We start from the raw sequence: 23,061 nt of genomic DNA on the forward strand, positions 1-23,061 counted from the left end.
TTTTCCACCCTGTCCAGGAGAAAGCGGTACGGGTGTTGCAGCAACAAGACTGTCACCCACCAGGAATAAGGTGCCGAGCCCCGGCTCGGCACCCATGACTTCGGCATGGAAGCGGCGCCTATAGCCCCCTTCCTGAACTGTCCCGAAGTCGTTATGCCCGGCCTCTGCCGGCTGTAGTGCTTCAGGACGGAACGGTGGGCACCCAAACGGTGCCCAAACAAACATAGAGAACGTGGAGACACCCATGCAAACCGACACAACTCGCGAGAACTCGCAGGCCAATGCGCCGCAGGCCGCCGATTCCACTCAGGATCTGTCTGCTACCGCACCTGGCCAATTGCGCGTGATCAAGCGTAACGGCACTGTCGTTCCTTATACCGATGACAAGATCACCGTCGCGATCACCAAAGCGTTCCTCGCAGTTGAAGGCGGCACCGCCGCTGCCTCGTCGCGAATCCACGACACCGTGGCGCGCCTGACCGAACAGGTCACCGCAACCTTCAAGCGTCGCATGCCTTCGGGCGGCACCATCCACATCGAAGAGATCCAGGACCAGGTCGAACTGGCCCTGATGCGCGCCGGCGAGCAGAAAGTCGCCCGCGACTACGTGATCTACCGTGACTCCCGCGCCAAGGAACGGGCTACCCGCTCCACCAGCGAAGAGCCGGTACAAGCCCACCCTTCGATCCGCATCACCCGCACCGATGGCAGCTTCGCGCCCCTGGACATGGGCCGCCTGAACACCATCGTCAGCGAAGCCTGCGAAGGCCTGGAAGAAGTCGACGGCGACCTGATCCAGCGCGAAACCCTGAAGAACCTCTACGACGGCGTGGCACTCAAAGACGTCAACACCGCCCTGGTGATGACCGCCCGCACCCTGGTCGAGCGCGAGCCGAACTACTCGTTCGTGACTGCCCGCCTGCTGATGGACACCCTGCGTGCCGAAGGCCTGGGCTTCCTCGAAGTAGCCGAAAGCGCCACCCACCACGAAATGGCCGACCTGTACGCCAAGGCGCTGCCTGCCTACGTCGCCAAGGGTATCGAGTTCGAATTGCTGAACCCGGTACTGGCTGAGTTCGATCTGGAAAAACTCGGCAAGGCGATCAACCACGAGCGCGACCAGCAGTTCACCTACCTGGGCCTGCAGACCCTGTACGACCGCTACTTCATCCACAAGGATGGCGTGCGTTTCGAACTGCCACAGATCTTCTTCATGCGCGTGGCCATGGGCCTGGCAATCGAAGAGAAACAGCGTGAAGACCGCGCCATCGAGTTCTACAACCTGTTGTCGTCCTTCGACTACATGGCTTCGACCCCGACCCTGTTCAACGCCGGCACCCTGCGTCCACAGCTGTCGAGCTGCTACCTGACCACCGTTCCGGACGACCTGTCGGGCATCTACGGCGCCATCCACGACAACGCCATGCTGTCGAAATTCGCCGGTGGCCTGGGCAACGACTGGACTCCGGTACGTGCACTGGGCTCCTATATCAAGGGCACCAACGGCAAATCCCAGGGCGTCGTGCCTTTCCTGAAAGTGGTCAACGACACCGCGGTAGCCGTGAACCAGGGTGGCAAGCGCAAGGGCGCTGTCTGTGCCTACCTGGAAACCTGGCACATGGACATCGAAGAGTTCATCGAGCTGCGCAAGAACACCGGTGATGACCGCCGTCGTACCCACGACATGAACACCGCCAACTGGATCCCCGACCTGTTCATGAAGCGCGTCTTCGACGACGGCAAGTGGACCCTGTTCTCGCCATCGGAAGTGCCTGATCTGCACGACCTGACCGGCAAGGCCTTCGAGGAGCGCTACGAGTACTACGAAGCCCTGACCGAGTACAACAAGATCAAGCTGTTCAAGACCGTCCAGGCCAAAGACCTGTGGCGCAAGATGCTGTCCATGCTCTTCGAGACCGGCCACCCATGGCTGACCTTCAAGGACCCGTGCAACCTGCGCAGCCCGCAGCAGCACGTGGGCGTGGTCCACAGCTCGAACCTGTGCACCGAGATCACCCTGAACACCAACAAGGACGAGATCGCAGTCTGCAACCTGGGCTCGATCAACCTGCCGAACCACATCGTCGACGGCAAGCTGGATACCGCCAAGCTGCAACGCACCGTGAACACTGCCGTGCGCATGCTCGACAACGTGATCGACATCAACTACTACTCGGTGCCACAGGCGAAGAACTCCAACTTCAAGCACCGTCCGGTCGGCCTGGGCATCATGGGCTTCCAGGATGCGCTGTACCTGCAGCACATCGCCTACGGTTCCGACGCAGCCGTCGAGTTCGCCGACAAGTCCATGGAAGCGGTCAGCTACTACGCAATCCAGGCTTCCTGCGACCTGGCCGACGAGCGCGGCGCCTACGAGACCTTCCAGGGTTCGCTGTGGTCCAAGGGCATCCTGCCGCTGGATTCGCAACAGATCCTGATCGAAGCCCGTGGCCAGAAGTACATCGATGTGGACCTCAACGAATCCCTGGACTGGGCACCGGTTCGCGCCCGTGTACAGAAAGGCATTCGTAACTCCAACATCATGGCCATCGCACCGACCGCCACTATCGCCAACATCACCGGCGTGTCGCAGTCGATCGAACCGACCTATCAGAACCTCTATGTGAAATCCAACCTGTCGGGCGAATTCACCGTGATCAACCCGTACCTGGTTCGCGACCTGAAGGCTCGCGGTCTGTGGGACTCGGTCATGATCAACGACCTGAAGTACTACGACGGTTCGGTACAGCAGATCGAGCGCATCCCGCAGGAGCTCAAGGAGCTCTACGCGACTGCCTTCGAAGTGGAAACCAAGTGGATCGTCGACGCCGCCAGCCGTCGCCAGAAGTGGATCGACCAGGCTCAGTCGCTGAACCTGTACATCGCCGGCGCTTCGGGCAAGAAGCTGGACGTGACCTACCGCATGGCTTGGTACCGTGGCCTGAAAACCACCTACTACCTCCGCGCCCTGGCCGCCACCAGCACCGAGAAGTCCACCATCAACACCGGCAAGCTGAACGCTGTTTCCAGCGGCGGCAACCACGGTGACGACTCGGTCCTCGCGGCTCCAGCCGGCCCAGCTCCTGTACCTAAGGCTTGCGCCATCGACGAGCCGGATTGCGAAGCTTGCCAATAAGCTGAGCCGACAGGTGCCTGCGGGCACCTGCCCCAACCCCCGATAGACCTCCGGTTTATCGGGGGTTTTCTTTTGCCCGCAACAAAGCTGCAGGAGCCTGCCTGCCAGCGAAGAGGCCCGAAGCCTTGCACTGCACCGAGAGCGCCTTCGCTGGCAAGCCAGCCCCTGCGGCAGCGGTTCTTGCAGAGCGAACAGCACTATCGAACAGGCACAAAAAAGCCCCTCGAGGAGGGGCTTTTCGTAAAGCGCTTCAGCCAACCAGCATCAGGTCATCTGGATGATGGTCTGCATGATGGTGCTCTGGGTGGAGATGGTCTTGGCGTTCGCCTGATAGTTGCTCTGGGCCTTGATCAGGTTTACCAGTTCATTGGTCAGGTTGACGTTGGACTCTTCCAGGGAGTTGGACTGAATCGCTCCCAGGGTGCCGGTCTTCGGTGCGTCATAACCAGGAATACCGGACGAGTAGGTCTCTTTCCACTGAGTGCCGCCTACTGGCTGCAGGCCCTGCTCGTTGGTGAAGCTGGCCAGGGAGATCTGACCGATCGGCTTGGTCTGCTCGTTGCTGAAGTTGGCCAGCATCACACCGGTGCCATCGATGGTCAGGCTGCTGATCTGGCCAGTGGAGTAGCCGTTCTGCGCGATCACCGAGCGGGTGCTTTCGCCAAACACCGAACCGGTTTTGGTCATGTCGATGCTGACACCGTTAGGTGCAGGCTTGGCGCCATTGGGAGTGAACACGCCGTTAGTGACGGTACCCGGGGTCCAGGCCGCAGCCGACATGACAATGCTGTTACCGGTAATGGTATACGGCGTGGTCCCAGGCGCAGCTGGCGGGGTCATGCTGCTGAGCTTGCCCGACGAGTCGAACTTCATGGTGATCGGCGACTGGTTGGCCATGGTGAATGCAGTACCGTCCGGGTTGCGACCATCAATCAGCGTGTAGGTTTGCCACTCATTGGCGTTCGGCGTCTTGATCATGTACTGATCCATGACGTGCTTGTTGCCCTGGGTGTCATACACAGGCGTGCTGAACTGCTTGGTGTAGGTGGTGTTGTCGGTCGGATTGAACACATAGGCCGGAGTGGTCGCACCCACATCGATCGGCGTCGAATCGGAGTTCAGGTTGATCGTCGAGGAGATCGAGTCGGTTGGCTTTGGCGCCAGGTTCGAAGTATCGATCCGCAGGTCGGTCAGCACACCGTTGATGATCTTGCCGTTGGCATCGACCGCATAACCTTGCAGGCGGGCAGTGCCGTCACTGTTGGTGATGTAGCCTTCCTTGTCGGTCTTGAAGGTACCGGCGCGGGTGTAGGTCAGGGAGCCGTTGGTGCTCAGCACGAAGAAGCCCTGGCCCTGGATGCCCATGTCCAGCACATTACCGGTGTTGTTGATATCACCGTTGGTGAACTGCTGGGAAACGTTGGCCAGGCGCACACCGTTACCAATCACCTGGGTACCGCTGCCCAGCTTGGTGGCCGAATAGACGTCGGCGAATTCCGCACGGGAGGATTTGAAGCCGGTGGTAGCGACGTTGGCGATGTTGTTGCCGGTAACGTCCAGCTGTTTGTTGGCAGCGTAGAGACCGCTAAGGCCGATATTGAAAGACATATTCCACTCCTTGTGCCGGTTAGTCGGCTCTAGATACCAATGGTTTGTACTTTGGACAGGGCAATCGGGCTGCTCATGCCGGCGAGGTTCAACATCAACTCGCCGCCGGTTTGGCTGATGGTCACGCTATTGACCGTGGCCGGCAGGTAGGTGATCAGATCAGTGCCCTTGCCATCGATGGTGGTGCTGGCCTTGAAGGTGTAGTTGCCCGGATCCGCCTTGGTGCCGTCAGTCTTGGTGCCATCCCAGACAAAGCTGGCGTTGCCGGCCTTCTGGCTGCCCATGTCGATGGTCTTGACGGTATTGCCGTCCTTGTCGGTGACGGTCACGGTGACCGAGTTCACGCTGGATGGCACGGTGACCGAACCGGTCATGCTCTTGCTGGTGTCGACCTGGGTGGTGCCGGTCTGCACGATGACCGAGCGCCCCACCAGGGACGAAGCCTGCAAGGCCTGGGAAGACTTGTAGTTACCCGTGATCGCATTCACCGAGGAGTTGAGGGTGGTGATGCCTTCCAGGGTGGAGAACTGCGCCAACTGGGCAACGAACGCACTGTTGTCCTGCGGATCCAGCGGGTTCTGGTTGTTCAGCTGGGTTACCAGCAGCTTGAGGAATGCGTCCTTGCCCAGGCTCTGTTTGCCGGTGGCGCTGTTGGTCGCCGCGGCCAGGCCGTCGGCGCTGGTATTGCTCGTCGTTTTCGACGAATTCGCCAGGATATCCTTGAGGGATGGGGCGTTGGTGGTATCAGTAACGCTCATGGTCTTCGCCCCTTATCACTGACCCAGGGTCAGGACCTTCTGCATCATGGTTTTGGCGGTGTTCATCATTTCAGCGTTGGTCTGGAACGAACGACTGGCAGAAATCATGTCGGCCATTTCTTCCACCACGTTGACGTTGGGGTAGTAGACATAACCCTTGGCATCAGCGGCGGGATGGTTCGGCTCGTAACGAGCTTCGAGGTTGCTCTGGTCTTCGACCACACCCAGTACCTGCACGCCCTGGCCGGCAGCGTCCTGGTTCTGGAACAGCGAGTCGCTGCCGCCGCTTTGCGCACCCTGGAACATGGTGGCAAACACCGGGTGACGAGCGCGGTAGGTCTGGTCGATGCTCGACGAGACGCTCTCGGCGTTGGCGATGTTACTGGCGACGGTGTTCAGACGGGTGGTCTGGGCGCTCATGCCACTACCGGCAATATTGAAAACACTGGCGAGGGACATGGATTACTCTCCGCGCAGGGCTGCTACCAGCCCTTTGAATTTGCTGTTGAGCAGCGTGAAGCTGGCCTGGAAATCCACCGAGTTCTGCGCGTAGCTCGATTGCTCCAGCTGGGCGTCCACGGTGTTCTGGTCGATCGAAGGTTGCATCGGGGTGCGATACAGCAGCGATTCATCACCACTGCTCAAGCCCTGGGCTTCGATATGCCGGTTGTTGGTCATGTTCAACGCGAAGGTACCGTTCTGGGCCTTCTGATTCTGCTCGGCAAGCACGGCAGAGAAGTCCAGGTCCCGAGCCTTGTAGTTCGGGGTATCGGCGTTGGCGATGTTGTTGGCCAGAACTTCGGCACGCTTGGCGCGAAAGCCAAGGGCCTGTTCGTGGATACCGAGCGCTTTATCGAAGCTGATGCTCATGGCGGAAACCTTTGGGTGACCTGATTTTTCGTAACTCGGATATAGCAAGCTGCGTGCCAAGTCATCAACCCCCGTATTTCAAGGGTTTGCCGGCGACGGCAAGGCGGCAATGCCAGAAAAGCGGCAATGGATTTCCGCGAAAAACCGGCAAAGCGGCAACCACCCTGCCGCTTTCAGCCGGCGCGCCAGATAATTGCAGGCACAAAAAAGGAGGCCCAATGGCCTCCTTTTTCGGTACGACGATCTGCTGGCTACTTGGCCTGGTAGATGATGCCCGGACTGCATTGCACCATCTGGTAATGATCCGGCAGCCCATTGAGGGCTTCGGAAGCCCCCAGGAACAGGTAGCCGCCAGGCTTCAGGGTGCTGTGAATGCGCATCAGGATGTCCTTCTTGACCTCCGCCGAGAAGTAGATCAACACATTGCGACAAAACACGATGTCGAACTTGCCGAGACTGGCGTAGCTGTCCAGCAGGTTGAACGAGCGGAACTCCACGCGGCTCTTGATCGGCGCCTTGACCACCCAGCGCCCCGGCCCCTTGGGGTCGAAGTAGCGCTGCAGGCGCTCGGCCGACAGGCCACGCCCAATTGCCAGGCTGTCATATTCACCGGTCTTGCAGTTGTTGAGCATGGTCCCGGACAGATCAGTGGCAACGATCTGCACCCCCATCTTCAACTGCCCCATGTTGCTACGCTCGAACTCATCGATGGACATCGACAGCGAGTAGGGCTCCTGCCCCGACGAACAGGCCGCCGACCAGATGCGCAAGCGCTGGTTGGGGCTGGCCTTGATGGCTTCGGGAAGCACCTTGTTCTTCAACACCTCGAATGGGTAGGTGTCGCGAAACCACAAGGTTTCGTTGGTCGTCATGGCATCCACGACCATCTCGCGCAAACCACTGCGGGGCTGGGTCTGAATCCGCTGGACCAGCTCACCCAAGGTTTTTATCCCTTGCTGCTCCATCAGTTTGTTGAGACGGCTCGAGACTAGATATTGCTTATTTTCCCCGAGCAAAATACCACAGGCTTTTTCCAGGAAGACCCGGAACTGTTCAAAATCCAAATTACCCGTAGACAATGCTGCCGCCTCTTAAATCTTATGTCCGCCAGGGCGAGCGCCCTTAGCTGTGATCTGCTGCTTTGATCCGGTCGACTACCCGGGATGCCAGGTCATCAGGGCGGAACTTGGCAAGGAAGTCATCGGCACCGACCTTCTTCACCATCGCCTGATTGAACACCCCTGACAACGAAGTATGCAGGATGATATGCAGCTTTTGCATGCGTGGATCATTACGTATCTCGGCCGTGAGGGTGTAACCGTCCATTTCGGGCATTTCGATGTCGGAAATCATCATGAGGAATTCCTCTTCCGGCTTCTTGCCCTCGTCCACCAGCTTGCGCAAGTAATCCAGCGCTTGCCGGCCATCATTCAATGCCACTACCTCGACACCTACGGTTTGCAGGCAACGGGTGACCTGCTTGCGTGCCACCGACGAGTCATCGACAGTCAGCACCCGCAGGGAAACAGCCTTGTGCTGGGTTTCGACATCCACCACTCCTGCCGAGATCGCCTCCGAGGTCGGCGCGACTTCCGCCAGGATCTTCTCCACGTCGATGATTTCCACCAACTGGTTGTCCACCCGAGTGACCGCCGTCAGGTAGTGATCACGTCCGGTCCCCTTGGGCGGCGGATGGATCTCTTCCCAGTTCATGTTGACGATGCGCTCCACCGAGCGCACCAGGAACCCCTGGGTCTTGGTGTTGTACTCAGTGATGATGACGAACGGATTGCTCTGGTCCTGCAGGCCACCAGAACCCGTGGCCATTGCCAGATCCAGGATCGGAATGGTCGCCCCTCGTATATTCGCGACACCGCACACCACAGGACTGGATTTGGGCATCAGGGTCAGCTTAGGGCATTGCAGCACCTCGCGAACCTTGAATACGTTGATCCCGTAGAGCTGTCCACCGTCCAGACGGAACAGCAACAACTCTAGTCGATTCTGCCCAACCAATTGCGTGCGCTGGTTCACCGAATCCATTACACCAGCCATGCCCAGACTCCCCAAAGCTTTAAGATCCGACGCACGCTCATTGCTAAACGGCACGGCGCTTGCTTTTTAACTGTTATGAACGCCAAAACGACATTTTTCCGACGCCTGACATCCCGCTACCGCACTTTGCTGTGCGGGCTGTCGGCTCTGTGCATTTTAAACCCCGGCAACCCTGCCGTTGCTGATTCGGTCACCCTGCCTGATCTTCTTATCGGCGTCACTCAAGGGTTTCTTGAATTCACGGTAGAAGACTACCTGGCCACCAGTCAAACGGAAGGTCGCTATGAAATCCAGGTCAACCAGCTGGACCCGCGCATGCGCATGCCCAATTGCGACAAGGAATTGACAGCCAACCTGGAAAGTCCGGCCCAACCGCTGGGGCGGGTCACCGTCAAAGTGCGCTGCGAAGGCGCCTCGCCATGGACGGTATTCGTGCCAGCGCAGGTCAAGCTGTTTCGCGAGGTGGTCACCACTGCACGCCCGCTCAAGCGCGCCGGCATCATCGAACCGGAAGACGTGGTGCTGCGCGAACGGGACATCAGCCAGAACAATCAGGGCTACCTCACCTCAGTGGACCAAGCCATTGGTCAGAAACTTGTCCGACCAATGGTCGCCGACCAGCTCGTTACCCTGGCCCATCTGGAGCAGGCGGAAGTCGTGCGCAAGGGCGATCAAGTGGTGATATCGGCACGCAGCGGCACATTGAATGTGCGAATGCCGGGCGAGGCGCTGTCCAACGGCGGCATGAGCGAACAGATCCGGGTCAAGAACCTCAATTCGCAACGGGTGATCAAGGCCCGCATCACGGCGCCAGGGCAAGTGGAAGTAGCCATGTAGATAGCTGGCGCTCAACCCGTGCGTTCCCTAAACTGTGGCCGATAAAGGGTCGCAGATACCTGACCTGGTTTGTCGACAATCGAGCCTAAAGTTTTTCAGGGTATGGCCGAAAACATGGCAAGCGTCCAAATACCCAGAGGTTTACTTCATCATGGTCATCGACTTCAGCCGTTTAAACAGCTCCCCTTCACTGACAGGCAGTACGCGTACCAGCACCAGCAAGGAAACCGGTGATGCCGGCAAATCCACGCCGCTGACAACCGCCGCCGAGACCAGCAAAAGCGGGGAATCGGTACACCTGAGCAATGAGGCTCAACAGTTGCAGAAAGTCACTGACAAGCTGCGCGATCAGCCTGCCGTCGACAAAGCCCGGGTGGCCGAGTTGAAGCAAGCGATTGCCGATGGCAGCTATAAGGTCGACAGCAACCGCGTAGCCAGCAAACTGCTTAACTTCGAAGCCCAGCGCTAGCCCCAGGCTTGCGCCAGGCTTTTGGACGCTTAATCCCCAAGGCCAGCCATGCACGACACCAACCTACTGCAATTGATCAACGATGACCTTGCTCCAGCGCAACACTTGCTGGAGCTGCTACGCGCCGAGTCTATTGCCCTCCACGGCCGCGACATGCCGCTACTGGAAGATATCCTGGCGCAGAAGCAAGCCTTGGTCATCTTGCTGGAACAGCATGGCCGTAAGCGCACGCAAATTCTTGCCAGCCTGAACCTGCCGACCAACCGCGAGGGGCTCGAGCAACTGGCCAGCCACTCCAGCCTGGGCGCGCAATTGCTCGAACAGAGCAATGTCCTGACCCAATTGCTTGCCGAGTGCCAAGCTGCCAACGAGCTCAATGGTCGCTCGATCCAGATCCAACAGGCCACCACCGCCAACCAGCTGAAAATCCTCAATGGTGGCGAACCTCCTGCCCTATACGACGCCCGCGGCTCTACCTCAATGCTTGCGAAGCCACGCCCACTCAGTCAGGCTTAAACCCAAAAAATGAGCGCGCGCTACCAAGCCGTGAAACATGCTGGCAAAATGCTGGCTCCTGCGTGTAGTTGTATTTTGTCTGGAGATTGATGAACCGTGTTCAACGCCTCAAATGCGGAAGATACTCCGCAGCCACCCAAGGTGCTCACCACTGCGTTGGAGATCTCTTCCAACCTGCGGTTGCTGCAAGAGAGCCATGACCCGCTGATCATCACTTTCCACGAGCGTAGCCAGCGCTTCCAAAGCTATCTGGTGGAAGTGGACCGCGATAGCAACATGATCGCCCTCGACGAAATGATCCCCCGCGACGGTGAACGCTTCCTGCTCGCAGGCGAGCCGTTTCGCGTTGAAGGCTTTCATGAAGGCGTACGCATCGCCTGGGAAAGCAACGGCTTGCCCACCCTCGACGAATCCAACGGCGGCCGCTGCTACCGCACAACCCTGCCGGACGAAGTGGTCTACCACCAGCGCCGCAACGCCTTTCGTGCCGCCCTGAAGCTGGCACAACTGGTAGACATCGAACTGAGCGGCGAAAAACTCAAGTCGCCCCTCAGCGGCAAGCTGCTGGACATTTCCGCCACCGGCTGCAAATTGCGTTTCGACGGCGATATTTCCTCACGCCTGCAACTGGGCCAGGTTTACGAGCGCTTTATCGCCGCCCTGCCCTTCGGCAGCATGACGGCCCCGGTGGAACTGCGTTACCTGCACCACGAAGAACGTATCGACACCACCTTTGCCGGCGTACGCTTCCACAACATGAGCGGCCTGGTACAGCGCCAGGTCGAACGCTTCGTCTATCAACTGCAGCGTGAAGCGCGGCGCTTCGATAAAGACGACCTCTGATTCAAAGGCATCAATGAAAACGGGCAGTGCCTTGCGGCAACTGCCCGTTTTTTTTGCGCCTAAGGCCTGGCCCCGCTGAGGTGTTCCCGGGCGCATTCCTCGGCAGGCGGTTCGTCCGCAGCCTGCGGGGTATCCGCTGCAGGCTCATCAGGCGCAGCTTCCGGCGCGGGCGCGCTCTGCATCTGGTCCTGAACCACCTGTTCGTCAACCCGCGGGTCCAGAGCCGCCACCAACGGTGAACTGGACATGCTGTCCGGCATCGCCACGTGATGCAGTGGCGCATCGTCGACCTGATGCAGATTGGTCACGGCCTTCGGCCGAATCCGCCAGACCAGCACCAGTGCAAAGAAACTGAAGAAGGCGTAGAGCATTTGGCTACCGAACAACTTCATCAGCACCCCTGCCGCCAAAGGACCAATACTCGCACCCACGCCATAGGTCACCAGCAGCATCGCCGTCAGCGAGACCCGTCGATCCCCTTCCACATGGTCATTGGAGAACGCCACCGCCAGTGGATAGAGACAGAACTGCACCAGGGAACACAGGAAGCCCAGAACAAACAGGACCTCCAGCGGCACCGAAGGCAGGATCGCCAGGGGCAGGGCCACCACTGCCAGGAACAAGGCAAAACAGCGGATCAGCAGCGCCCGGTCATAGCGGTCGGACAGCCAGCCCAGCGGCCACTGCACCACCAGCCCCGCGAAAATGCAGCTACCCATGAACAGACCCACCTGCTCGGTGCTCAAGCCCTGTTGCGAGGCATAGAGCGGCGCCAGGCCGTAGAACGAACCGACGATCAGCCCCGAACCCAGTACCGTGCTCAGCGATTGCGGTACACGCTTGATAAAGAAGCGCGGCTCCATGGGTGCAGGGCGCAAGGGTGCCGGGTGAATGCGCCGGGTCATGGCCACCGGCACCAGGCACAGGGCAAAGCACAGCGCCACCAGCATCAGCAGCTCCAGGCCCAGGGCCGGGTGCATGACCAGTATCAACTGCCCCAGCACCAGGCCCAGGTAAGAGGCAATCATGTAGCCGCTGAACACCAGCCCGCGCTGCTTGGCGTCGGCCTGCTCATTGAGCCAGCTTTCGATGACCATGTACTGGCACATCATCCCCAGGCCCACGATCATCCGCAGCACCAGCCAGGCCGGCAACCAGTCCACCAGACCGTGGCCCAGCACTGCCGCGCCGACAATCCCGGCACAGGTGGCGTAGGCACGGATATGCCCGACCCGGGCAATCAGTCGGTGCCCCAGCTTGCCCCCCAAAACCAGGCCGAAATAGTTGGCCGCCATCAAGGCCCCCACCCATAGCCCGTCGACATGATCGGCGGCCAGGCGCAGGGCCAGATAAGTGCTGAGCAGGCCAGAGCCGATCAGCATCATCAGCGACGCGAAATAAAGCGCTCGAAAGGATTTCCAGATTTGGCGCATCGGCGTTCCGAGCGGCTCCTTGAATGAGGTATCGAGCCCCGGCAAACCGGGGCCCGACCAGCGACGGTTCGGTTATGCCTGGGCCGCTAACACACGCCGCTCCCAGGGAGTAATTTCATCAAAGAAACTGGTCAACTCCATGGTCTTCGAAGCGATGTAGCCTTCGATGAACTCGTTGCCGAACAGTTCCCTGGCCAACTGGCTACGTTTCAGACGCTCCAGGGCCGCATGCAAGGTACAGGGCAACGAAAGATTGTCCGGCACTTCGAACTCACCCTGGATGGCAGCGGTTGGCTCCAACTCGTTCTCGATGCCATGCAAACCTGCTGCCAGGCTCGCGGCGATCGCCAGATAAGGATTGGCGTCCGCCCCCGGCAGACGGTTTTCCACCCGTCGCGCCACCGGTGAACTGGCCGGAATCCGCAGGCCAGCGGCCCGGTTGTCGTGGGACCAGCACGCATTGTTCGGCGAAGCGTAAGGATGACACAAGCGCTGATAGGAGTTCACATTGGGGGCGAACAAGGCGGTGAAGTCGGCGAGGCCGGCCTGCAGGCCGCCAATGAAATGCCGGAACATCGCCGTAGGTTGCCCGGCGTCGTCACTGAAAACGTTACGGCCGTTACCCATCTCCACCAGGCTCTGGTGTATATGCATCGAGCTGCCCGGCGTGCGAGCCAAGGGCTTGGCCATGCAGACCACGATCAGGCCGTGCTTGAGCGCCACCTCCTTGAGCAGGTGCTTGAACAGGAAGGTCTGGTCCGCCAACAACAGCGGGTCACCGTGCAACAGGTTGATTTCGAACTGGCTGACGCCCATCTCGTGCATGAAGGTATCGCGGGGCAGGCCCAGGGCGGCCATGCCTTCGTAGACCTCCTTGAAGAATGGTCGCAGACCATTGTTGGAACTCACGCTGAACGCCGAATAGCCTTCCTCCCGCCGCCCATCCAGACCGACCGGCGGCCGGAAGGGCTGCGCTGGGTCGTCATTGGCCGCGAACACGAAGAACTCGAGTTCGGTGGCCACCACCGGCGCCAGGCCCAGGGCGGCATAACGGGCGATTACCTGCTTGAGCTGCCCACGAGTGGAGAGCCGCGAACTCTCGCCGCTGAGCTCATCGGCGTCACAGATGGCCAGCGCTCTGGGCGTTTCGCTCCAGGGCAGGCGGTGGATCTGCCGGGGGTCGGCATTGAGCGCCAGGTCGCCGTCGTCGCTGCCGTAGAAACGTGCTGGCGGATAACCGCCCATGATGCATTGCAGCAGCACCCCCCGCGCCATCTGCAAGCGCCGCCCTTCGAGGAACCCCTCGGCGGTCATTACCTTGCCCCGCGGCACGCCATTGAGATCCGCGGTGACACATTCGATCTCATCAATGCCCGTCAATCGCTCGGCGAGTGAACTGTGGCCATCGGTTGTCATGACTCAATCCTTGTTGTTATACGAGCCGCGAACGGCGACCCGTACAAAATACGCACCACCCGTTCAGGATTTCAAGCAGGCGCGAGTAAAATCCCCGGCCCTGCCCCCACTGGCGGGGCAAGCAGGCCGCCAGCCTTGTTACAGGTCCATGGTGTCCATCAATCAGGACAAGGGAGTAGGCTCGGCACGTCGCCTACGCCAACTTGAGGGAGCGCCCATGCTGGGAAGCCTTGCCGATATTGATTTGCGGATGCTGCGGGTGTTCTGCGCCATCGTTGATGCCGGCGGGTTCACCGCAGCCCAGGCACGGCTCAACACCAGCCTGTCGCGACTGAGCGTGGTGGTCCGCGACCTTGAGGAGCGCCTGGGCTACTCCCTGTGCAGGCGCGGTAGCAGCGGATTTCAGCTGACCGATCAGGGCCAGGAGCTGTTCGAGGCAGCACAGTTGCTGTTCGCCGACATCGAGCGCTTTCGCCAGCACGCCAACCGCCTCGGCCCCATCACCCGCGAGCAGTTGCAGATCGGCAGTGTCGACAGCCTGATCAGCCTGCCCTATGCCCCCCTGTCCCTGGCCCTGGGCCATCTGCGCCGGCGCCTGCCCCAGGTACGGCCGAACCTGCACCTGATGCGCCCCGACGAACTGGAACAGGCCGTGCTCGACGAACGCCTGCACCTGGCCATCGGCGCTTTCCACCATCAACTGTCGGGGTTGCACTATCAGCACCTGTTCGAGGAGGAACAGAACCTCTACTGCGCCCACGGCCATCCGCTGTTCCCGCGCACCGACGAAACACTGACCCTGGAAGAGATCTGCGCCGCCGACTATGTGAGCCGGGGCTACATGGCAGAGCACCAGCGCCCCCATGACCTGCACTTCAACCAGAGCGTCAGCGCCTACGCCATGGAGGCCATCGCCACGCTGATTTTCTCCGGCACCTACCTGGGTTACCTGCCCAGCCACTATGCAGCGGCCTGGGTAGCCAAGGGCCAACTGCGCGCCTTGCTACCCGAGCGCCTGGCCTACCGCTCGCACTTTCACTGCATCACCCGCCAGGGCCAGGAACCCAAGGTCGCACTGGCAACCTTTCTGGAATGCCTGGCCCTGGCCGGGCGGCAACTGGGCGAGGCACACCTTCAACCACTCGCGGCTCAGGGCAAGTAGAGCTTGAACAACCCGCCGCCCAATGGGCCGCCGTTGCTGATCCGGGTGTGGCCGCACACGCCATTGCGCTGATGCAATTCGGCAATGCGCCCGGCAAAGTACAGGCCCAGCCCGGTGCTGCCGCTGCTTTGATTGATGCCCTGCACATAGTCGGCCTGACGCTCGATCATCCCTTGGGGATAGCCTTCGCCATCGTCGTTGATGGACAGCACCACCTGCCCTTCCTCATCACTGACGCTGATCAGCAGGGCATGACGTGCATGGCGAATGGAATTGTTGATGCAATTGGCCAATACCGAGGCGATCAGCTCACGATCGAAGAACCCCAGGGGGCTTAGCGGATCGACTTCATAGGCGGCGGAAATGCCACGGCTCTTGAACACGTCCTGGTGGCTCACCAGTTGCGCTTCGATGAAGTCATCCAGTTCGTGGTAGGCCGGCTGCAACGGCAGCTGGTTGATCCCCAGCTTGTACAGCCCCAGCAGTTGCACCAGCATGCCGTTGAGGTGGGCGAACTGATAGTCGATCACCCCCTGCTCTGGCGCATTCTGCTGCTCGGGCAAGCGCGCCAGCCACTGGGCGTGAGCCTGCATCAGCATGGCCAGGGAGTTCTTCATGTCATGTACGGTGGAGGCGATCACCGTGGAAAAGTCGAGCGCCTGTTGCTTTTCGATCATTGGCCAAACGCCTTGCTTCGCAGCTTCTGATAGCGCGGATAACGCGCGTCGGTATCGGGCATCATGCCCACCAATTTAAGGCACGCCCGGCATTCTTCCAGGAGTGCCGCGTCCGGATTGGCGTCGGCGCCGTGCAGCAGCGACTGGGCCATGTTCAGGGCAATACTGATGTTCTTCGGTTGCATGGCCAGGGCCTTGCGGAACAACTCCCGCGCTTCCGCGAGGTTGCCGCCCTTGTAGCTGCGCACGCCCTGACGGTTGATATCGGCGGCGGCATTGGAAGAACTGAGGATAGTCGGGTCGTCGGTCAGCTTGGCGATGTTCTGCATGACCTTCGGATCATCACCATAGATCTCCGCACAGTTCTTGAGCATCGAAGCACCGGCACTGGCCTGCCCCAGCATCTGCAGTTGCTTGGCCACCAGCAGCGCCGCTTCGGGGCTCATGAACTGCTCCATGCCGTCCAGGCGCAGCAACGCCTGCTCGGTGAGTTTTTCCGCGGTCTCGGCATCATTGAGCAACAGGCTCGTGGCCTTCATCAGCCGCGCGCGAATCTGCAGGCCCGGGTCAGTGGGATTCTCCTTGGCCACGGCACTCAGGGTCTGGTTGATTTCCAGCCGGGTGCGCGTGTCCAGGCCCCTCTCGCTGCCCTTGCTGATCAGGGCATGGGCCAGCCCGAGGTTGCTTTCCGGGTCCTTGAAACGCGACTGCGCGCCCTGGGACACCGCCTGGCGATAAGCCCGGGAGGCGCTGTCAAAGTCTTCGTTGGCCATGGCCAGCTTGCCCAGCAATGCCTGGCGCCGCACGGCCAGGGGAGAAAGGCGCACCGCCTCTTCCAGCACGTTCTGGGCCCGCTGGGTATCGCCTTCGGCTACCAGCACCTCTGCCAGCCCGTCGTAGAGGCCCGGCATCATCGGAAAGGCCTTCAAGGCCTTTTCATAAACCGCCTTGGCCTCGCCAACCTGCCCGCGCTTGAACAGCAGGCGCCCCAGCCCGACGTAAGCCCAGGGCAGCGGCCGGTCCGCCAGGATGCTGTTGTACAGGCGCTCCAGGGCCTCGTTCTGATGCATGTCGCGCAGGGCATCGGCGCGGTAGCGCAGGCACAACGGCGCATAACGCGGGTCCTGCTTGCACAGGGCGATGCAGGCGTTGAGCACCTCCACCGGCTTGCCCCGGTCAAGGGCCTGGAGAATGGGTTTGAGCAACGTCTTGCGCTGCTGCAGGCGCTCCAGGCGCTGGGCCAGACCGGAGCGGTTGAAAGGCTTGGTCAGGTAGGCATCGGGCTCATGCTCCAGGGCACTGAGCACCATGGCCTGGCTGCTCTCGGCGGTGACCATGAGGAACACGCTCTCATGGCTGATGAGCTTTTCCAGCATCAGGTCTTCGAGCACCTGCTGGCCGTTTTTCTTGCCGTCGCCCAGGTGATAGTCCTGGAGGATGAAGTCGTAGCGCTTCTGCGCGCACATGCGCAGGGCCTGCTCGCCAGTGTCGGCGGTGTCTACATCCTTGACGCCCAGCTCACGCAGCATCGAACGCACCGAACTGCGGAAGTCCGAGAAATCATCGACGATCAAAAAGCTCTTTTGGTGGTACGCCAGCATCGAAGATTCCAGGCAAGTAAGAAGATCAATCCAAAGACAGCAGGACCCACCCGGCTTCGCAGCCTGTTTTTGGCGCGCAGATAATAGCTGCTGGCCACGGGCTATCAAGCACTTTCCGGTCGGCCTGTGATCCAGGCCGCCACTTGGGAACACAATTGTCCACTGAGGTTATCGGCCGGATTACGCATTCCCTTATAGCCGACGGGCGGCATTTCACCGCGGATTGCACAAGTCTCGACCAGCCCGTGTACTCGGCCGTAAAAGAGGCCCGTTTGCACGCTCAAACCTTGGATTCTGAAACATCACCTGATAGCGTGCAGCGCCTCACAGCCTCGATCGTTTCTTGCCGGAAATGCCCCTGCATTGCAGAGGGTCTGCCGCGCAATAAAGGGTCCATCAGTCGCAAGCGTCGCAGGCTTGCGAACCGGGTGTCGAAGGATCGGCATGACACCCCACGGCGGTACCAACGACGAGGAAGTGCCGGTCTGCCAGGCAGTGCATCACGTGATGCGCAGGTCATTATCAAATGGAGTTAACGATGGCGCATAACAGCAGTGCGATAACCGGCATTGAACTGGAACAGTTCATGGACCGCCTGGAGGCGCAACAGCAAGAACAGGAAACCGATGCCCTGCTGGCTCAGTTGCAGGCACAACCGCTGCAGGCCGACTCCCTGGCGTCCATCGACCGCCTGCACACCCTGTGGATGCAGGCCGGTGATTCAGCGGCAGCCCGGGCCGTCATCGATCGGGATGGCGACGCTCTTGTACAAGCCGCCCCAGAGTCGGCCCGCGCCGAGCTGATGATGAACCTGGCTATCCTGCGCCTGCGGGTCGCCAACTACCTCGATGACGAGCCAACCCTGATCGAAGTGCTCGGACAGCTCGAACAGATGGCCACGCAAACCCTGGATTTCAATGTCGAGCATTACCGCCGCTATCGGATCTTCGACGATCTGGAACGCGCTAGTTGTGAAATAGCACTGAAAACCATCGAAGTGCGCTACGCCCTGACCCTGGGCAACCCTGCCCGCGCGGCCCTGCGTGCCTGGGATGCCGCCGATCAGTATCAGCGCCGCGCCCGAGTCCTGGCCTACCACGACCGCAATGAAGAGGCCCGTAGTGCAGCCCTGGAGGCGGTCAACGCCGTACGTACCGCCGGCCCGGACCAGGATATCGATGAAGGCGACTGGCTGTGGCTGGGCAACTCGCTGATCGAGATCATTCCGCTGCGCCTGGCACTGTTCGAGCAACCCATCGCGCAACTGACCGCTGGCCGCTCCCTGCCCCAGCGCCGCGAATGGGAAGTGCGCACTGCACGCTTGGCGGCCCGCGCCCTGCACGCCCAGGGCGACCTGGCCGGCGCCCTGAAGATCTGCAATGCCGCAGCCCTGAGCCTGGATTCCGACGGGGGCAACAACTTTATCGAATACGAATTGCCCTGGCTGATGGAAGCTGGCCGCATCGACGAAGCCGGATTTCGCGCATTCATCGATGTCTATGACAGGCAAACCGAGCTATGGCCAGCCACCGCCCGCCTGGTACTCGATCGCCTGCAGGACCCTGATGAGCGCAGTGCCTGGTGGCCGATTTGCGTGATGCGTGCCTGTATCACCGAGGAAGTGCTGCAGAGCTTCCTGCAAGCACTGCCAAGTATCGAAACCAGCGAGTCTGCCACCACGCCACTGCTGGCCGCCCTCTCCCTGGCCATGGAGGACCTGCAAGCTGGCGACGCGCTGTATACCGAAGCTCGTGCAGAAGCGGTGCGTCGTGCGCCCGATCACCCCTGGATCACCCGCCTGGCAGCCGTGCATGACGCTGAGCACGGCCTGATCGATGCGGCCACTGAAGTCAGCCTGCTGCAAACCGCCATCCAGGCGGGCCGCATGCAAGACAACCGCAGTGTGTTTTCGCTGTTTGCCGCTCGGATCAACAGCCAGGGGATTATCGAGGCACTCAAAGCGCCCAAGCCCGTCCTGTCCTGCGGCAAGCACGCCTACAACTACGCACTGGGCATTGAAGATCTGGCCGAAGCAGAAGCCGACAAATTGCCCCCGGACGCCCGGGACCAGGCCTATGCGTTGCTGCGCGAAGCCCAGAGAGATGCCTACGAGCAGGGCCAGGCCCATATGGAGCGCTATTTCGCCAGCGGCAGCGGCCACCCCTACGATGCCTGCGCGCACCTGTATTCCATGCTCTGCAACAACCTGGCGATCAACTACCGCTACTACAACCCGATTCGCTACGAAGACGCCATCGAACTGCATACACGGGGCATCGCCGCCAGCCCGTTCGCCGAACACTACAACGGGCTGCTCAGTGCGCGTATCAGCCTGGAGGATCTGCCCGGCATTATCGATGCCGCGGAACAGCTTTGGCATTATTCGGCCGAGTTCGGCTACAGCCGCCACAACCCGGATGAATACGTAGCCTCGGTGGCGTACGCCCTGTACAAGCTCGATCGCGACAATGAGATCCTCATCTGGCTCGAACGCCTGCTCAAGTGGCAGGAAGAGCAAGGCGTCAGCGATCAGCAACTGGACAGCTCGGCGCTGTTTGCCCGGATCCAGGTCGCACGCTACCTGGCTCATGCCCATCCGGACAACGCCGACAGCCTCTGGCAGCGTTACCAGCCGGCGGTACTGTCCCTGAACGAGGTCTCGGTCATGTCCGCCTCGGTGGACTTCCTCAAGGCCCGGGGGCGGGCCGCCGAAGCTATTGACTACTGCGCACGCACCCTGGCCCTGTGTGCCCCGGACGATGACTACGACATCCGGTGCCGTGCCCGGATCGAGCAAATCCTGAGCGAGCTGCAAGCCCCGGCTCAACCGGCCGGCAAGAAAAACTGGTGGCAGATATGGAAGTAAGCGCCGACAAGCGCAGCCCCAGCTACGCCCCGCGCAACCTGCTCAATGCCGATGAACTGAAACGCGGTATCACCCAGCGCAGCCAGCAGCGCAGGGACGAGCACGCAGTGCAGGGCTGGCTGTTGAACCACTTCTATCGCCATCTGGTAGGCAACTTCGAACCGGCACGGCGCATCCAGTCCCTGGATGACGCCTGTACGGCCCTGGGTAGCGACTCGGTGCCGGCCTGGGTGAACGGCTATTTCGAGCGCGCTGCCAAGGCGCAATCCGAAGACCCCGCCAAAGCCCTGGCGCCCCTGGTCTGGATCGACCCGCAGGACCCGCAGCTGCTGCACCAGGAAGCCCAACTGGTGGAGTTCCTGACCTCACGCAAAGGCACGGCTCTTGAGGGCAAGCTGGATCGCATCACTTGCCCGCAAGCGCTGGCATTGTGGGAAAGGGAGCATGCACAAATGGCGGCCCGGGTCGACCAGGGGTGGCGCCAGAGCTCTGCCGAAGCCCTGAACGTGACCCTCACCTGTGCCGAGCACACCTGGGTCGAACTGCGCCCGCAAAGCCCGCTGTTGCGTGCCGAGATGGCTTTTGAAAGCTACGTGATGCGCCATTGCCTCGGGCAGTTCGCCAACCGTCGGGCCCTGACCGGCGGCTACGGAGAGCGTTACGCCGAAGCGGTGGAACAGCAGAGCATGCGCGTGTTCAGCCTGCGCGATGCTCAAGGCCAACCCCACATCACCATCAGCCTGATCATCCAGGACGACGGTGCACTGACGGTGGAGCAGGTCAAAGGCAAGCAGAACCGCCCGCCCATCGAACGTTATTTCCACGACCTGCTGCGCTTTCTCAACACCCTGGGTACCGACCAACAGACCCCGGCCGACTGCATTGCCATCGGCATAGTACGTACCGAGGCGGGTTGGCTGCGTATCGAAGAAGTCAGTGATCCTCAAACCCAGACCCGTCTGGTAGCCCGTTACCCACAGTTGTTCCGACGGCTGGAAGCCCCTTCGGCCATGGTCGAGTGGCTGGTCGCGGCACGCCAGTCCGACCTGCTGCTGGAGGTCGCGCCCCAGGCGCCGACCGTCAAGTACGCCACCCGTCACATCTTCAAGAAAACCCCCTTGCCACCACGTCAGGCCGAGGACCCGCAGTATCGGACCGAAGGCGTGCCCTGGTCAGATATGTCCCCATCCCTGGCCGAAGAAATCAGCACATGGCAAAACAGAAGCAGGTAATACGCAGATGATGACGGTAATTGTCGTGCTATTCGGCGCCTGGCTGGGCTGGCGTCACTTTCGCCGCCCGTCGGGAACATCCCTGGTGGTATTCACACCACGCAAGCGTTGGGCACTGACACTGGCACAACCCATGGTCGATGCCACCGGAATGACCGGTTTCTACGACCCCGATACCACCCACTTCATGGATCAGGCGAAAAGCACCCTACGGGCCTCGTTGCTGCACCAGATCGGTTTTCGCAGCAACGCCACCGACGACGAAGTCTGCGTCCACCTCAATGGCACCCTGGAGCGCCAGTGGTTTCGTATTGACCTGCATGGCCTGAATCCCAGTGATGACCCGCGAGCAGCCATGGCCTTCGCCTGCGTGCGCAGCGCATTTTTTGTCCGTTGCGCCATGTTGATGAGCTGGCTCGAACCTGAAACAGGGTGGCGCATCATGCTGCTCAACGCCCAGCGGGCCCAGGACTGCTTCAACGATTGGGAAGACTTCGGCAAGGCCTTCATGCTGGGCCGCCAGCAATGGATAGCCGCATTCAGGGCCGATTCGCTGGGAACTTCATTCAATGAAGCGAAGCTGAGCCAGTTGCTTGCACCCGGCAGCGGAGTGTGGGCAAGCGTCGACTGGAAGGGATTGCCGGCGCTCTGTCCGGTAGCGGATTGATATTTCTGGCCCTGGCGACAAGCAGCCAGATCAGCAAAACAACGTGAATCCTTGCAGGCCATCAAAAACACTCACTGTGGCCCTATTCACAAGCACGTAGCCCCACACTGGTCAGGCTGTCACCAATACAAGAAAAAGAGCCCGTTGTTTAACGTGCCCCTCGGATAGACGAAAACAAAAAAGCCCCGCCCGAGGATCGCCCGGTGGGGCTTTTCTTTATTCTTTCGCTCCGGGGTCCAAGAACAGATCAACCGCGCAGGGATCAGCCCAGAAAGATACGAATTATATGGTGTCCCAGGGCAGGTTCGAACTGCCAACCTTCCCCTTAGGAGGGGGATGCTCTATCCAATTGAGCTACTGAGACAAAACAGCGAGCGCCATTGCGGCACGGCTTGGAGGACGGCGTGCATGTTAACGGCCAAGGCCGCATTTGTCATGTGATCCATAGGGCTTTTTGCAGGAAGCATCAGGCTCGCCCCGTGGCTTCGATGCCGCGTCGTGCAAATTGCATCACTGCAAAAAGCCATCATTGCAAAATGCAATTCAAGAGACTTTAAAAATCAGCTCAACATATTGTTTTTAAAGACTTTATCGCCAGGGAAACTCTTGGCACGCAGGCTGCTTAATCAGTGGATAAACACTGAGGAGATGCCGCCCATGAATAGCGCTCTGTTGCTCTTGAATGCGATTGCCATCGCCGTATTGGCGGCCTTTCACTTTCAACCTGCAGATGACGCTGCCCCTGGCGGGTCATCCTTCGCCCATTACCAGCAACGCCTGGCACCCCAGCTGGCAGTCATGAACACCCAGATTGAGCCTGGCTCAGTGACCCGGGTTACCCAGGGAAAAGCCTCGCAACAGCCAGGCGCCGCACCCACTGAACGCTGGGTATTTTGAGACCGAGACTACAGGAGC

General features: G+C 60.3%; 20 protein-coding genes and 1 tRNA gene. 10 read left to right on the top strand and 11 right to left on the bottom strand.

Annotated elements, in window-relative coordinates:
• The first annotated feature begins 244 nt into the window (after positions 1–244).
• On the top strand, positions 245–3,136 hold the full coding sequence (locus AC1RCO_RS17130; protein WP_015636664.1) for a ribonucleoside-diphosphate reductase subunit alpha: 2,892 nt from the start codon (positions 245–247) through the stop codon (positions 3,134–3,136).
• A 264-nt stretch (positions 3,137–3,400) separates the two neighbouring features.
• Here the strand turns inward: AC1RCO_RS17130 and flgE are convergent, their stop codons facing one another.
• The 6 genes from flgE to AC1RCO_RS17160 form a co-directional block, all read right to left on the bottom strand.
• Entirely contained in the window at positions 3,401–4,744 is a 1,344-nt protein-coding gene (gene flgE / locus AC1RCO_RS17135) for a flagellar hook protein FlgE (protein ID WP_011062740.1), read from the bottom strand.
• Between the two features lie 29 nt (positions 4,745–4,773).
• Positions 4,774–5,502 (bottom strand): flagellar hook assembly protein FlgD, encoded by a 729-nt coding sequence (gene flgD, locus AC1RCO_RS17140; protein WP_011062741.1) that lies wholly within the window; start codon positions 5,500–5,502, stop codon positions 4,774–4,776.
• Between the two features lie 15 nt (positions 5,503–5,517).
• Positions 5,518–5,961, bottom strand: a complete 444-nt coding sequence (gene flgC, locus AC1RCO_RS17145) for a flagellar basal body rod protein FlgC (RefSeq protein ID WP_011062742.1) — start codon at positions 5,959–5,961, stop codon at positions 5,518–5,520.
• A 3-nt stretch (positions 5,962–5,964) separates the two neighbouring features.
• Complete coding sequence (gene flgB, locus AC1RCO_RS17150) at positions 5,965–6,372, bottom strand: flagellar basal body rod protein FlgB (RefSeq protein WP_011062743.1); 408 nt, start codon at positions 6,370–6,372, stop codon at positions 5,965–5,967.
• 251 nt (positions 6,373–6,623) lie between these two features.
• A complete protein-coding gene (gene cheR, locus AC1RCO_RS17155; RefSeq protein WP_011062744.1) occupies positions 6,624–7,451 on the bottom strand; it encodes a protein-glutamate O-methyltransferase CheR in 828 nt (275 codons plus the stop codon).
• A gap of 43 nt (positions 7,452–7,494) precedes the next feature.
• Positions 7,495–8,427 carry a chemotaxis protein CheV gene (locus tag AC1RCO_RS17160; RefSeq protein WP_011062745.1) on the bottom strand — a complete coding sequence of 311 codons (933 nt, stop codon included), beginning with the start codon at positions 8,425–8,427 and terminating at the stop codon, positions 7,495–7,497.
• 75 nt (positions 8,428–8,502) lie between these two features.
• On the opposite strand from AC1RCO_RS17160, the gene flgA reads away from it, so the two are divergent.
• The 4 genes from flgA to AC1RCO_RS17180 all read left to right on the top strand — a co-directional run bounded on the left by flgA (position 8,503) and on the right by AC1RCO_RS17180 (position 11,092).
• On the top strand, positions 8,503–9,264 hold the full coding sequence (flgA, locus tag AC1RCO_RS17165) for a flagellar basal body P-ring formation chaperone FlgA (RefSeq protein WP_011062746.1): 762 nt from the start codon (positions 8,503–8,505) through the stop codon (positions 9,262–9,264).
• A gap of 151 nt (positions 9,265–9,415) precedes the next feature.
• A complete protein-coding gene (flgM, locus tag AC1RCO_RS17170; RefSeq protein ID WP_011062747.1) occupies positions 9,416–9,733 on the top strand; it encodes a flagellar biosynthesis anti-sigma factor FlgM in 318 nt (105 codons plus the stop codon).
• Positions 9,734–9,781: 48 nt separating this feature from the next.
• Positions 9,782–10,249 carry a flagella synthesis protein FlgN gene (locus AC1RCO_RS17175; protein ID WP_011062748.1) on the top strand — a complete coding sequence of 156 codons (468 nt, stop codon included), beginning with the start codon at positions 9,782–9,784 and terminating at the stop codon, positions 10,247–10,249.
• A gap of 96 nt (positions 10,250–10,345) precedes the next feature.
• Positions 10,346–11,092, top strand: coding sequence for a flagellar brake protein (locus tag AC1RCO_RS17180; RefSeq protein WP_011062749.1), 747 nt, complete (start codon positions 10,346–10,348; stop codon positions 11,090–11,092).
• Positions 11,093–11,151: 59 nt separating this feature from the next.
• On the opposite strand, the gene AC1RCO_RS17185 is transcribed toward AC1RCO_RS17180, so the two are convergent.
• Positions 11,152–12,525, bottom strand: a complete 1,374-nt coding sequence (locus AC1RCO_RS17185) for an MFS transporter (protein WP_019092800.1) — start codon at positions 12,523–12,525, stop codon at positions 11,152–11,154.
• A gap of 72 nt (positions 12,526–12,597) precedes the next feature.
• Entirely contained in the window at positions 12,598–13,839 is a 1,242-nt protein-coding gene (locus AC1RCO_RS17190) for a glutamine synthetase family protein (RefSeq protein WP_492617991.1), read from the bottom strand.
• 319 nt (positions 13,840–14,158) lie between these two features.
• On the opposite strand from AC1RCO_RS17190, the gene AC1RCO_RS17195 reads away from it, so the two are divergent.
• A complete protein-coding gene (locus AC1RCO_RS17195) occupies positions 14,159–15,103 on the top strand; it encodes a LysR family transcriptional regulator (protein WP_065365409.1) in 945 nt (314 codons plus the stop codon).
• Here AC1RCO_RS17195 and AC1RCO_RS17200 read toward each other — a convergent pair.
• Positions 15,091–15,780: a sensor histidine kinase gene (locus tag AC1RCO_RS17200; RefSeq protein WP_011062753.1), complete on the bottom strand. Its 690-nt coding sequence runs from the start codon at positions 15,778–15,780 to the stop codon at positions 15,091–15,093. The two genes, AC1RCO_RS17195 and AC1RCO_RS17200, sit on opposite strands and share 13 nt — an antisense overlap.
• Positions 15,777–17,381 carry a tetratricopeptide repeat-containing response regulator gene (locus AC1RCO_RS17205; protein WP_015636670.1) on the bottom strand — a complete coding sequence of 535 codons (1,605 nt, stop codon included), beginning with the start codon at positions 17,379–17,381 and terminating at the stop codon, positions 15,777–15,779. The genes AC1RCO_RS17200 and AC1RCO_RS17205 overlap by 4 nt, the downstream gene beginning before the upstream one ends.
• A gap of 538 nt (positions 17,382–17,919) precedes the next feature.
• Between AC1RCO_RS17205 and AC1RCO_RS17210 the strand changes: the two genes are divergently transcribed.
• Genes AC1RCO_RS17210 through AC1RCO_RS17220 form a run of 3 tightly spaced genes read left to right on the top strand, consistent with a single transcriptional unit; the run spans position 17,920 to position 22,146 of the window.
• Complete coding sequence (locus AC1RCO_RS17210; protein ID WP_492617891.1) at positions 17,920–20,247, top strand: hypothetical protein; 2,328 nt, start codon at positions 17,920–17,922, stop codon at positions 20,245–20,247.
• Positions 20,238–21,479 (top strand): hypothetical protein, encoded by a 1,242-nt coding sequence (locus AC1RCO_RS17215; protein WP_492617892.1) that lies wholly within the window; start codon positions 20,238–20,240, stop codon positions 21,477–21,479. The genes AC1RCO_RS17210 and AC1RCO_RS17215 overlap by 10 nt, the downstream gene beginning before the upstream one ends.
• Before the next feature lie 7 nt (positions 21,480–21,486).
• Positions 21,487–22,146 carry a DUF1266 domain-containing protein gene (locus AC1RCO_RS17220; RefSeq protein WP_072442765.1) on the top strand — a complete coding sequence of 220 codons (660 nt, stop codon included), beginning with the start codon at positions 21,487–21,489 and terminating at the stop codon, positions 22,144–22,146.
• A gap of 287 nt (positions 22,147–22,433) precedes the next feature.
• Here AC1RCO_RS17220 and AC1RCO_RS17225 read toward each other — a convergent pair.
• Positions 22,434–22,510, bottom strand: a tRNA-Arg gene (locus AC1RCO_RS17225).
• A 134-nt stretch (positions 22,511–22,644) separates the two neighbouring features.
• On the opposite strand from AC1RCO_RS17225, the gene AC1RCO_RS17230 reads away from it, so the two are divergent.
• Positions 22,645–23,043 (top strand): hypothetical protein, encoded by a 399-nt coding sequence (locus AC1RCO_RS17230; RefSeq protein WP_342400518.1) that lies wholly within the window; start codon positions 22,645–22,647, stop codon positions 23,041–23,043.
• The last annotated feature ends 18 nt before the right edge of the window (positions 23,044–23,061 follow it).

Source organism: Pseudomonas sp. GW823-FHT03E05, assembly GCF_058796855.1.